This is a genomic window from Nocardia sp. PE-7, assembly GCF_030486425.1.
Lineage (GTDB): Bacteria > Actinomycetota > Actinomycetes > Mycobacteriales > Mycobacteriaceae > Nocardia > Nocardia salmonicida_A.
The window spans coordinates 5,322,744-5,335,515 of record NZ_CP129614.1 but is presented as its reverse complement, the minus strand read 5'-3'; the positions used below and the strand labels follow the sequence as shown (position 1 = coordinate 5,335,515).

Below are 12,772 nucleotides of genomic sequence, written 5' to 3'. Positions count from 1 at the left end.
GTTCTGGGCGTGCCCGGTGAGTTACCCGGACGGTTCGAAATCAGTTGTCGGATGTGCGGACGAACAGCCTGGTGCATGTCAGTACTCGACTTCCTGGCTGCGGCGGCGAATCGTGGTTACTTCGTCACGCTGGTTACCGGTCGGGCCGTGGTAGTTCAGGGCGAAGGACTGCTGGGCGTAGCCGCCGATCAGATGCGAGGGCTTGATCAGCACCCGGGTGAGCGCGTTGTGGATACCGCCGCGCTTGCCCTTGGCCTCGGAGGTGGTGTCCTCGGCGCCTTCGATGCGCGGCACGTCGACCGCGCGGTCCTGGGCGTGGTACATGAAGACCGTGCCTTCGGGCATGCGGTGCGAGACGATCGCGCGGGCCACGACGACACCGTTGCGGTTGATCGCCTCGATCCAGTCGTTGTCGGCCACCCCGATCTTCTTGGCGTCGACGTCCGACATCCAGATCGTCTGACCGCCGCGCGAGAGCGTGAGCATGTGCAGGTTGTCCTGGTAGGCGGAGTGGATCGACCACTTGGAGTGCGGGGTCAGATAGCGCACCGTCAGCCCGTTGCCGCTCACATTGCCGATGCTCGGCTCCGCGAACAACGCCGACATATCGAGCGGTGGTCGGAAGATCGGCAATTGCTCGCCGAGTTCGATCATCCAGTCGTGGTCGAGGTAGAAGTGCTGGCGACCGGTGAGGGTGTGCCACGGCTTGAGCCGCTCGACATTGATGGTGAACGGCGAGTACCGGCGACCACCGGATTCCGAGCCCGACCATTCCGCCGAGGTGATCACCGGCACCGGGCGAGCCTGGGTGTCGGCGAAGGTGATCCGTTTGCCCTCGGCCTCTTTCGCGAGGTCTACGAGTTCGGTCCCGGTCCGCCGCTCCAGCGCTTCGAACCCTTCGACCGCCAGGCGGCCGTTGGTGGTGCCCGACAGCGACAGGATGGCCTCGGCGGCGTGGGTGTCCTTGGCCAGCGACGGCCGACCCGCGGCGACGCCGGAGACGATGGTGCCGTTCTGTCCGGCCAGGTACGCCACTTCTTCCTCGGGGAAGGTGGTGACGCCCTTGGTCGTCAGACCGAGCGTTTCCACCAGCGGCCCGAGCGCGGCCAGCTTCTCCGCGATCTTGGTGTAGTCGCGTTCGATCTCCACGATCTTGGGCATGGTCTTGCCCGGAATCGGTTCGCACTCACCGGCTTTCCAGTCCAGCACCTTGCCGCCGGCCTGCGCGAGCGCATCGGGGGAGTCGTGCTGCAACGGCACCGCGACGATGTCCTTGCGCGTGCCGAGGTGCTTCTCGGCCAGCCAGGAGAAACCACGCGCGATCCGGTGGAATGCCTCGAAGTCGGTCTTGGCCTCCCACGGCGGGGAGATGGCGGGGGAGAAGGCGTGCACGAAGGGGTGCATGTCGGTGGAGGACAGGTCGTGCTTCTCGTACCAGGTGGCGGCGGGGAGCACGATGTCGGCGAACAGCGTGGTGCTGGTCATGCGGAAGTCCAGTGCGAGCAGCAGATCGAGCTTGCCCTCGGCGCCTTCCTCACGCCATTCCAGTTCCTGCGGTCGCACGCCGGTCGCGTCGGTGGTCTGCAGGTTGGAGCCGCAGCCGAGCAGGTGCTTCTGGAAGTACTCGTTGCCCTTGCCCGAGGAACCGAGCAGGTTCGCGCGCCACACGGTGAGCACGCGCGGGAAGTTCTCCGGCGCGTCGGGGTCTTCACAGGCGAAGCGCAGGTCGCCGGATTTCAACCCGTCGACGACGTGCTCGGCGGGGGTCTTGCCCGCTTCGGCGGCCTCGTCGGCGAGGTCGAGTGGGTTGCGGTTGAACGTCGGGTAGCTGGGCATCCAGCCGAGACGACTCGCCAGCGCGATGTTGTCGGCGGCGGTACGACCGGCGAACTTGCCCTTGCCCAGCGGCGACGCGAACGAGTCCGAGGTGAAGGGGTCGTAGCGCCACTGGTCGTTGGTGAGGTACCAGAACACGGTGCCCTGCATCTGGCGCGGCGGGCGCTGCCAGTCCGATGCCGAAGCCAGTGTGGCCCAACCGGTGACCGGACGGCACTTCTCCTGGCCGACGTAATGGGCCCAGCCGCCGCCGTTCTTGCCCTGACAGCCGGTGAGCAGCGTCAGCGTGAAGAAGGCGCGGTAGATCTGATCGGAGTGGAACCAGTGGTTGGTGCCCGCGCCCATCAGGATCATCGAGCGGCCGCCGGAACGTTCGGCGTTGTCGGCGAATTCGCGTCCGATGCGAGCGGCCTGGACGGCCGGAACGCCGGTGATGTTCTCCTGCCAGGCCGGGGTGTACGGCGACTCGGCGTCGTCGTAGCCCTTGGCCCACTCGCCGGGCAGGCCGTCGCGGCCGACGCCGTACTGCGCGAGCAACAGATCGAAGACGGTGGTGACCCGTTTACCCGCGACGATCTTCGTCGGCACACCACGGATGATCGACCCGGCGACATCGGTGTCGAAACGCGGCAGCGCGATGGTGGCGGGCGCGTCGTCGGAATGGCCGAGCAGGGTGAGCAGCGGGTCGACACCCTCGAGGTCGAGGTTCCACTTGCCCGCGTCGCCCTCGCCGAATCGATGGCCCAGCGAACCGTTGGGCACGATGGGGTTGCCCGCCTGGTCGAGCAGCACCGGCTTGTGCTCGACGCCCTCGCCGGTGTGGCCGAGATCGGCTGCGGTGAGGAACTTGCCGGGCAGAGCGCCGTCCTGATCCGCCGCCTCGTCGAGGCAGATCAGGTACGGCAGATCGGTGAAGGACTTGATGTAGTCGGTGAACATCGGAGTCTGCTTCTCGATGAAGAACTCCTTGAGCACCACATGGCCCATCGACATCGCCAGTGCGGCATCGGTACCGGGGCGCGCGGCCACCCATTCGTCGGCGAACTTGGTGTTGTCGGCGTAGTCGGGGGAGACCACCACGACCTTCTGGCCGCGATAGCGCGCCTCGGTCATGTAGTGCGCGTCCGGGGTTCGGGTCACCGGGACGTTGGAGCCCCACATGATGAGGTAGCCCGCGTCGAACCAGTCGGCGGACTCCGGCACGTCGGTCTGGTCGCCGAACACCTGCGGCGAGGCCACCGGCAGGTCGGCGTACCAGTCGTAGAACGACAGCATGTAGCCGCCGATCAGCGACACGAAGCGCGCGCCGGTGGCATGGCTGACCATCGACATCGCCGGGATCGGCGAGAAGCCTGCCACGCGGTCGGGGCCGTACTGCTTGATCGTGTACACGTGCGCGGCAGCGGCGATCTCGGCGGCTTCCCACCACTCGGCGCGGACGAAACCGCCCTTACCGCGCGCGGTCTTGTAGGCCTTGGCCTTGACCGGGTCCTCGACGATGGACTCCCAGGCCAGCACCGGGTCCTTGAGTTCGGCCTTGGCCTTGCGGTAGAGATCGAGCAGCGTGCCACGCACATACGGGTAGCGCACGCGGGCCGGGGAGTAGGTGTACCAGGAGAAGGAGGCGCCGCGTGGGCAGCCGCGCGGTTCGTACTCGGGCTTGTCCGAGCCCACCGACGGGTAGTCGGTCTGCTGGGACTCCCAGGTGATCACGCCGTCCTTGACGTAGATCTTCCAGGAGCACGAGCCGGTGCAGTTCACGCCGTGGGTGGAGCGCACCACCTTGTCGTGCGACCAGCGGTCGCGGTAGAACTCGTCGGCATCGCGGCCGCCGACCTTGTAGACGGACCGGTTGTCGGGCGAGACCTCGCCCCGCTGGAAATACTTACCGAGGTTCAGCAATGTGTCGCCGAAATCGGCGGGCGACGGACCTTGCGTGCGCGAATTAACCACGACGCCCCCTTCGAGCTGTGAAATCGGGCTGTTGAGGGCAACTGTAAGGAGACGGACTCTTTCGGCAAAACGAACTTTTCACATCCGTATTCGGCCCTCGGTGAGCTGTGAGGTCGTCGAAATGCTGTGGTCACGGGGGAGGGGCTCGTCGGCATCCGCGATCAGGGACTCACCTGGGGCGAATGAGTCGCGAGCTGGCAGAACGCGGTGATCGGCGGGTCCGTCGGCGGGCCGACGGTGATGCTTCGGAAACGACTGGTTCTCCCGCGGTTTACATTTGTTTACACGCCCGGCGTGCCCGCTGAACAGCGCTGATGTGACGCCACACACAGCTATGGTCGCGTCGAGACGGCCTGTGGGGCAGCCGGGACGGTCGTGCGGACCTGACGGCCCCGGGCGATCGTCGCGCCCGGCGGCAGTGGGTGGAGGCCGCCGCGGCGGGGTGACCGGGTCGCGCGGTCCGGAATCTTATAGCAGTGCTGAACGGAACGATTTCGAATCCTTTTAATTCGGTTCGGTACGCCGTATTTCGTGACCGCGAACACAGTTGCCGCAGGTTAACTACCCAAACGAACCGGCGCTAATATAAAGAAACGGCATCTTTTCCGGTTGGTGGTTGGTTCGAGGTTGAAAAGTCATCCAGGATTGGCCCGTGCAGACAGGAAGGGTAGTCGTGATACCGAAGCCATCGTTCGACGGACCAGACGGGCCGCCGAAACCGCCGACGCTCGGCGGGTTGCTGCGGCGACTTCGCGACGATCGGCGGATTTCGAGAGAGAAACTCGCCTTCGCGGCGGGTGTCAGTTCGAGTTACATCACGCATTTGGAGAGCGGGGATCGAGACCGGCCTACGCGCGCGGTGATCGAGGCGCTCGTGCGCTACCTCGACCGGATCGCGCCGGTAACCGATATCGAGCGCAGACATCTCTTCGATCTGGCCGGCATCGCGCCGGTCGACAATCCGACGGTCGAGGATCTGCGAGCCGAGATCAGCGCCGAGATGCGCCGGACGCTGTCGCTGCGGGAACCCGATCTGGCGGCCTATGTCGACACCCGATGGAACGTGCTCGCGGGCAACCATTCCTATGACCGCGCGTTCCCGGGTCTGGTCGAGGATGTCAATATTCTGCGCTGGTTCTTCGGTAACCCGCTCTCGCGCAAAGTAATGGTGGAATGGGAGAAGGAGTCCACCCTCACCGTGCACTGGTTACGCGGTCTGATCGGCCAGCAGGTCGGCGGCGACTGGGCCTCCGACCTGCTCGACGAATTGGCGCAGTACCGCGATTTCCGCCGCATCTGGGACGACGGCGACACCGTCTACGGTCGCGAGCAGGCCGCCATGCGGCTGTGTGATCTGCACACCGGCGAGATCTACACCGTCGACGTCCAGCTGTTCCGGCTCGATTCGGTCGCCTATCCCGGCCGCATCCAGTACTACCAGGGCGTTCGCGGGCCCGACCGCTAGATGCCGGCGACCGCCACCGGCTCCACGGCATACGGGCTGCAGGCCGTCACCAGCGCGGCCAGCGCCGCGGCGACCTGTTCGGGATGGGTCAGCGCGCAGCCGTGGCCCGCGCCCGCCACCGTGCGTACCCCGTTCGCGCCCGGCAGTCCTTCCGCCAATCGCGCGCACTTGGCCGCGGTACTGCTGTGGTCGTGTTCGCCGCGGAGAACAAGAGCGGGCACCGCTATTTCGCCGAGTCGCTCACGGATCGAATCGCGCCCGATCAGGCACTCGGCCGCCGGGCGGATCGCGGTGCGATCGGCCTCGAGCCAGCGGGTGATCCAGGTCTGCCAGATCCGCGGATCGGTGCCGCCGATCAATAGCGGGGCGAGATCTTCGGCCAGTGGCCGCAAATCGCCGTCGCCGCACCATTCGTCGAAGAAGTTCTCGTAATAGGTTTCGTCGCTTCTGGTGCAGGCGTCGGCTTCGGTATCGAGCAGTGCCAATCCGGTGACGCGTTCGGGGGCGAGCAACGCCATCCGTAGTGCCGCGTAACCGCCCTGGCTCACGCCGCCGACAATCGCGCTCTCGAGGCCGAGTGCGTCGAGCACCCGCAGACCGTCGGTGGCCAGATCCCAGTAATCGAAGCGCGGGTCGTTGCCGTATCCGGTGCGGCCGTGACCGCGTGCGTCCCAGGCGACGACATTGATATCGGTGTGCGCCAAGACCTTCCGGATCGGGTCGAACATGGATTCGTCCATGAGGAATCCGTGGGCGAGCAGCAGCGTCGGACCGTTGACCGCGTCGGTCCGGAAATGGACGTTGACAGAATCGGACTGTACGAAGGGCATGGTCGAAACATACAAGCGGCGCGGTCGATTTCGCCCGGTTGCGGACCGAATGCGGCACCGCCTGATGGGTGCACGGCCGGTCCTGTGAATTCACTGGCGAGTGTATATACCTAACTGGGGCCGTCTATTTGTGCGCGCCCTGTGGACATGTCTGTTTGTGGCCGATTGGATAGAGGATGTCGGTGACAGTCGGCACGAATCGGAAAACGGGGATTTTGATGAGGGTGACGGAACAGGGGCAGGATGCCCACATAAGTTTGGCCGCCGCGGGCGACAGTGTCTCGGCGACCTTCGCGGTCTGCGACGCGGAGGGCCGGGCGATCTGGTACGGCCCGTTCATCGACGCCGACGCCGACCATCCCCGCGGTGACCAGCTCGCTGCCGCGATGGGCGCTGCGGGCCGCGCGATCTGGCTCGCGGGCCGAGCGCGCGAGGACACCGGGGTCGAGAAGGTGACGCTGCACCTGACCGTCAGCGAGGAAGGACTCGACGCCGTCACCCTGGCCTGCACCGCGTCGATGGCCGGGCTGGCCCTCGATCTGGTCGTCTCCGAAGACAATCCGGCACTGGACTGGTGCCAGGCGTTCGGCAGGCTCGACTGGACCTCGGGTCCGTTGACCGGTCTCGTCGATCCGGAAGTACCACAGACGATCCCGACGCTGCGGGCGATCACCGGCGGTCTCGATCAGCAGTCCGAACCACAGGAAAGGCTCGACATGCACGAACTGGCACTCGACCCCTCGATGGAATTGCGCTCGGCACTGGAAAGCCTGCTGCTGCACGACGCCATCGGCATGGACGCCAAGATGCGTCATGCCATCGCCGCCGTCGTCCACCTCGCCGTCGACACCCCCCACGGCCCGCCCGAGGACACCGAGGAATTCCTCGGCCGTCTCGATGCCTCCTGGCTGGTAGCGGCCTGGCTCGGCCACGACACCGAACTCTCCCTCATCGCCACTCTCGCCGCGGGCGAGATCCCCGCCCTGTCCTGGTGCGAACTGATGTTCACCACCACGCTGGCGCCGTGGTCGACGAGCCCGGTCGCCGTCCACGCCCGACGGGTGTTCGGGACAGCCCAGCGAGGACCGCTCGGCGCGGTCAGGGCGCACGTCGGCTGAGAGCCGCCACCTCAGTTTTCGGCGACCTCGACCTCGGCGAACGAATTCACCCAACGATGCGGTGGCCGTGGTGGGTTCGGCTCGCCGTGGCGGTGCACTCCGACGGCCTGCCAACCCGCGGCCACCGCGGCGTCGAGTTCGTCGGGGTGGTCGGACAGGAACAGGATGTCTCGCGCCGGGATGCCGATCCGGTCGGCGATGAGTTCGTAGGAACCCGCCTCGCGTTTGGCGCCCGCGCTGACCAGGTCGAAGTGATCGGTGATCAACGCGGACAGGTCGCCCGCCTCGGCGAAGGTGAACCAATCCCGTTGGTTGCGTTCGGAACCCGAGGAATAGACGAAGAGTCGGTAGCCCTCGGCATGCCACGTCTTCAGCGCGGGTACCACATCGTCGAAGAAGCGTCCGTGTAGTGCGCCGGCGCGGAAGCCCTCGGCACAGATGGCGCCCTGGGCGGCTTTGAGGGGCTCGGCTTTCACGTCCGAATGCAGCCAGGCGGTGAGGATCGCGGCGACGCGGTCGGTGTCCGCGGTGGGTTCCTCGGCGAGTTCGCGGGTCCGCGCGATCACCGTTTCGGCGGGGCCGGAAGCGTTGTCGGCCAGCCAGGCGGGCAGGTGCTGTTCGGTGTAGCCGTAGAGGCCGGTGCGGACCGAGTCGGTGGGGCTGGTGGTGCCCTCGATGTCGAGGACGATCGCGCGGGTCACGCGAGCAGTTCGTCGAGGGTCGGGAAGCCCGCGCTGATCTTGTCACCGGTGAAGTCGCCGACCCAGCCGTCGGCCTCTTCGAAGAAGCGGATGGCGATGAAGTCGGGGGTGGTGCCCATGTCGAACCAGTGCAGGGTGCCCGCGGGGACCGACAGCAGGTCGCCCGCTTCGCAGACCGTCGCCAGCACGGCGTCGCCCACGTGCAGGTAGAAGCACCCGCGGCCGGCGGCGAAGAAGCGCACCTCGTCCTCGGCGTGGCGGTGCTCGTCGAGGAACTTCGCGCGCGCACCGGCGGCGGTGGCAGGCCACTCCGGGTTGTCGGCGTCGGGGTGGATGCGGGCGACGTCGATGTGTTCGTAGCGGCCCGAGGCGTTGAGTTCGGCGATCTGCGGGCCGTAGTGGGCGAGCAGGGTGTCGGAGTCGGTCGCGGCGGCGTCGGCGAGCACGGCCCAGTGCGAGTAGGCGATACCGTGCTGTGCCAGCTCGGCGCCGATCTCGGTGGGGTCGGTGGTGCGCACCCGGACATCGGCGGCGTTGTCGGCGGCCATCACTTGCAACAGGGTCATGTCGGTCCGATCTCGAGAGGCGTGGCGTCGGTACGTCCCGTACGGGCGATCAACTCGCACAGGGCTTCCAGGCATTCGGCGCGATCGCGCGCCTGGGCAAGAGTGTCACCCCAGGTGGTGATCCCGTGCCCGGTGATGAACAGAATCGGTGGGGCGTCAGGGTTTTCGCGAAGGTAGGTGTCGATGTCGGCGCCGATGCGCGCCACCTCCGGCCAGTTCGGGAACACCGGGATCACGACCGTCGACGGGTCGGCGAGGCCGAATCCCTTGAGCAGTTCGAAACCGCTGATCCGCAGCGGGGTCACCGCGTCGCCGGGCCGCGCGGAAGTAGTCGCCAACGCGGTGGCGAACGGGGAGTGTACGTGCACGACCGCGCCGGCGGGACGGGTGCGGTAGACGGCGGTGTGAATGCTGGTCTCCGCGGAAGGCTTGCGGTTCTGACCTGGGAATGCCGTGGTGTCGGCGATCGCGACGAGCACCGTGTCGCCTTCGCCGAGTTCGCCTTTGGACAGGCCGCTGGCGGTGATGAGGGCGTCGGCGGGCTCGATGCGCACCGAGATATTGCCCGCGGTGCCCGGCATCCAGCCCCGCTCGTAGAGCTGGCGTGCGGTGGCGGCGATCGCTCGTCCCTGCCCGGCCAGGGGCCTGTCGGTGTTCTCGACGGTGGCCGCGTTCGCACGGCCGTGCTCGTCATAGGTCTCCGAATTCCGGTAGACCACACCGTTTTCGGTGACCACGGCGGTGACCAGATCGGTCGGGGTCACATCGAAGGCCGGGTTGAACACCGCGGTGCCCGCCGGTGCGGTGTCGACGCCGCCGAAGCCGGTCACCTCGGCGGCGGCCCGCTGTTCCACCACGATCTGCGCGCCGGTGGCCATCGCGGTATCGCGGGTGGATTCCGGGGCCACCACGATGAACGGGATGCCGTGGTGGCGGGCGGCCAGGGCCAGGGTGAAGGTGCCGATCTTGTTGGCGACGTCGCCGTTGGCGGTGATCCGGTCGGCGCCGACCAGCACGGCGTCGACCTGTCCGGTCGCCATCGCCCAGGCGGCGGCGGAGTCGATGGTCAGGCGGTGCGGGATGCCCGCCTCGGCCAGCTCCCACGCGGTGAGCCGCGCGCCCTGCAACAGCGGGCGAGTCTCGTCGACGATCACGTCCTCGACGACACCGCGTTCGTGCAGCACCCGCAGCGCGCCGATCGCGGTGCCGACCGCGCTGGTGGCGAGGCGCCCGGTATTGCAGTGGGTCAGCAGCCGGAGCGGGCGCTCGCCGCACAGACGTTGCACCAGGTCGGCGGCATGAGTGGCGGCGGAGAGGTTGACCCGACCGTCCTCGGCGAGCAGGTCGAATGTCTCGGCCAGCACCGCGTCGGCGCCGTCGGCGACCCGGCCACGGACCCGGTCGACTGCCCATGCCAGATTGACCGCCGTCGGTCGAGCCGCGGCGATACGGTCGGCCTCGGCCTGCACGGCGGCCACATCGACCACCCTGTGGCCGCTGCCGCCACCGCCATCGAGTACGCCGTCGCGAGTGTGTGCCCTGGTCGCGATGACCACGCCGAACGCGCCCGCGATCCCGATCGCCGGAGCGCCGCGAATGGCGAGGGTGGTGATCGCCTCGATGACCTCGTCGACGGTGCGCAGGCGAAGTTCTCGCACTTCGTGCGGCAGTCCGCGCTGGTCGATGGTGACGAGCGCACCGTCGTCCCAGATCAGGGAACTGTCGTCCATTCCGGCGTCCTGTCTGCGTGGCATTTCTGGCTGGTAAACGGTATCCGACCTGGTCGCGCCGCGATCCCCGGGGCCGGTCGATCACTCCGCGGCGTACTCGGCCTCCCGCTCCACCGCGTCGATCGTGCGCTGCGGGACCTGCACGGGACCGGGCGTGTAGGTGATCGCGCGCAGGCCGCCGGAATAGCGGAACGGTCCGCGGCGCTCGCGCAGCTCCCACGAGACCGGGCCGCGCGCGTCGACGCCGACGGAGATCCCGGTCCACGGCGCCATGCCGACCAGTTGCACCTGGTCGGTGAGCTCCGCGAGCGGCGTGCCGTCGACCTGGATGGTGAAGTCCCAGCGCAGACGCGGCTCGACGGTGGCCCGCACGGTGATCTCGCGCGTCCCGATGGGCAGCGGCACGCCGACGGACGCATACCGCCCGTAGCTGTTCACGCCGAGCACCACTTCGCCGTCCTCGATGTAGAGCAGGTACCCGCCGAGCGGGTCGCCGTGTGCGACCAGGACTCCTTCGTCGCCGGGCCGATAGCCGTCGACCACCCGCTCGGCGGATACCGCCGTGCCGGTCAGATCGGCGGTGATGGTGAAGTCGCGGTAAGCGATGAGGCGTTGGGAGCGGTAGCGCTCCAGGGTGGGGGTGCCGGGCAGGAGCCGCACCGGAGCGGCGAAACGCGCTTCCTCCGGTCGACGGCGGAACAGGTCGGCGCGGGTCAGCAGCGGGAACACCGTGTTGGCCCACGCTGATTCGTCCCAGGCGGCGGCCAGTTCGGCGGCCTTGTCCGGGTGCCGCGCCGAAAGATCGTGCAGCTCGGTGGGATCGGCGCGCACGTCGAACAGTTGCCAGTTCGGCGCGTCGATGTCGGCGTCGGCACCGTGCAGCGACAGCAGTTTCCAGCCGTCGCGGTAGAAGCCGCGATGGCCGGTCATCTCCGAGTACTGCTCGGTGTGCCGCGTCGGGGCTGCCTGATCACGCAACAGCTCGGCCGCGGAGACACCGTCGAAGTCCTTGGCGGGCAGACCGTTACGCACCGAAGGACGGTCCAGACCCGCCAACTCGAGCAGCGTCGGCGCCAGATCGGTGACGTAGGCGTATTCATGGCGGATGCCGGAATCGGTATCGGTGCGGGGCAAACCCTTCGGCCACGACACGACCAGCGGCACCCGCACGCCACCGGCGAACGTCTGGCCCTTGTAGAACCGGAACGGCGTGTTGGACGCCTGACCCCAGCCGCGCGGGTAGTGCACGCCCAGCTTCGCGGTGCCGATCAGGTCTTCGTCGTGGGGGACATCGCCCACCCAGCCGGGGTCGTCGACGTGGGCGAATTCGGCGAAATAGGACCGGGTGCCCTCCGGTCCGCCCTCGGCGGTGCCGCCGTTGTCGGAGGTGAACACGATGATGGTGTTGTCGAGTTCACCGAGGTCTTCGAGCAGGTCGACGATGCGTCCCAGGCTCTGGTCGATGCTGTCGACCATGCCCGCGTACACCTCCATGTACTTGGCGTAGCGTCGCTGTTCGTCGGCCGACAGCGAATCCCACTCCGCCGCTTCGTAACCCGGCTCGGTATTGCGCGGCTTCTGCTCGGTGCCCGGCGGGAACAACCCCTGGGCCAGTTGCTCGGCGAAGCGGCGTCGGCGCAGTTCGTCCCAACCCTCGGCGTAGCGCCCGCGGTACTTGGCCTGGTCCTCGGCCTTGGCCTGCAGCGGTCCGTGCATAGCCACGTGCGCGAAGTACAGGAAGAAGGGCTTCTCGGCGTCGTGCGCGCGCAGGTCCTTGATGTAGGACAGTGCTTTGTCGGTGAGATCGTCGGTGAGGTAATAGCCCTCCGGGTATTCCTCGACATCGACCACCGAGCTGTCCGACACCAGCTGATTGGGGTAGTAGAAGGAATTCAGCCCCTCCAGCGATCCGTAGTAGCGATCGAATCCGCGCTGGGTCGGCCAGGAGCCCCGATGCGCCGACGGGTTCATCGTGGCATCGCGCACCAGATGCCACTTGCCCACCGCGTAGGTGGCGTAACCGTTGTCGCGCAATATCTCCGGCAGCGTGAGCACGTCGTCGGCCAGTTCCAGCCGCAGGCCCGGATAGCCGGGATCGGCGTTGGCGACGAAGCCGAAACCCGCACGGTGGGAATTGATTCCGGTCAGCAGTGCCGCGCGCGAGGGCGAGCACAGTGGCGTCGTGTGGTAGTTCGACAGCCGCACACCCTGTGCCGCGAGACGGTCCAGGGTCGGCGTCTCGATCTCCGAACCGAACGGGCCGATATCGCTGTAACCCATGTCGTCGACGAGTACGACCACGATGTTCGGCGAGCCCGCGGGCGCGGTGGGCGGGTAGGTCCAATCGGGGGTCGACTCCGCGGACGTGCGACCGGCCGAGCCGCCGAAGGATGCGTAACCGCGAGCATGGGGTGGAACAGGCATTCTGGCAGTAAAGGCGACGTATCCGCTGGTCACCAGGGTTATGTGCAGTGTGCGTGGAATCGGTGACCGGTCCGTCGCAACTTGTTAGCGTCACTGCCGTGCCCACGAATCAGCCACCCTGCTGCTGTTCGTGTCGCGTCCTGCGCGGC

Annotated in this window: 8 protein-coding genes; 2 read left to right on the top strand and 6 right to left on the bottom strand. The window is 67.3% G+C overall.

What is annotated here, in order from left to right; translation table 11 throughout:
- Positions 1-78 precede the first annotated feature (78 nt).
- Positions 79-3,789: a nitrate reductase subunit alpha gene (locus tag QX204_RS25065; RefSeq protein WP_301902793.1), complete on the bottom strand. Its 3,711-nt coding sequence runs from the start codon at positions 3,787-3,789 to the stop codon at positions 79-81.
- A gap of 736 nt (positions 3,790-4,525) precedes the next feature.
- Between QX204_RS25065 and QX204_RS25060 the strand changes: the two genes are divergently transcribed.
- A complete protein-coding gene (locus QX204_RS25060; protein WP_301908099.1) occupies positions 4,526-5,254 on the top strand; it encodes an MmyB family transcriptional regulator in 729 nt (242 codons plus the stop codon).
- Here the strand turns inward: QX204_RS25060 and QX204_RS25055 are convergent.
- The gene (locus tag QX204_RS25055; RefSeq protein ID WP_301902791.1) at positions 5,251-6,084 is read right to left on the bottom strand and encodes an alpha/beta fold hydrolase; all 834 of its coding nucleotides are present in this window, start codon (positions 6,082-6,084) and stop codon (positions 5,251-5,253) included. The genes QX204_RS25060 and QX204_RS25055 overlap by 4 nt on opposite strands.
- Positions 6,085-6,302: 218 nt before the next feature.
- On the opposite strand from QX204_RS25055, the gene QX204_RS25050 reads away from it, so the two are divergent.
- On the top strand, positions 6,303-7,202 hold the full coding sequence (locus tag QX204_RS25050; RefSeq protein WP_301902789.1) for a hypothetical protein: 900 nt from the start codon (positions 6,303-6,305) through the stop codon (positions 7,200-7,202).
- An 11-nt stretch (positions 7,203-7,213) separates the two neighbouring features.
- On the opposite strand, the gene mtnC is transcribed toward QX204_RS25050, so the two are convergent.
- From mtnC to QX204_RS25030, 4 genes are all read right to left on the bottom strand, one after another.
- Entirely contained in the window at positions 7,214-7,903 is a 690-nt protein-coding gene (mtnC, locus tag QX204_RS25045; RefSeq protein ID WP_301902787.1) for an acireductone synthase, read from the bottom strand.
- Positions 7,900-8,469, bottom strand: coding sequence for a 1,2-dihydroxy-3-keto-5-methylthiopentene dioxygenase (locus QX204_RS25040; RefSeq protein ID WP_301902785.1), 570 nt, complete (start codon positions 8,467-8,469; stop codon positions 7,900-7,902). Before QX204_RS25040 ends, mtnC begins: the two co-directional genes overlap by 4 nt.
- Positions 8,466-10,199 (bottom strand): S-methyl-5-thioribose-1-phosphate isomerase, encoded by a 1,734-nt coding sequence (gene mtnA / locus QX204_RS25035; protein WP_301902783.1) that lies wholly within the window; start codon positions 10,197-10,199, stop codon positions 8,466-8,468. The genes QX204_RS25040 and mtnA overlap by 4 nt, the downstream gene beginning before the upstream one ends.
- An 81-nt stretch (positions 10,200-10,280) precedes the next feature.
- A complete protein-coding gene (locus QX204_RS25030) occupies positions 10,281-12,623 on the bottom strand; it encodes an arylsulfatase (protein WP_301902780.1) in 2,343 nt (780 codons plus the stop codon).
- Between the last annotated feature and the right edge of the window lie 149 nt (positions 12,624-12,772).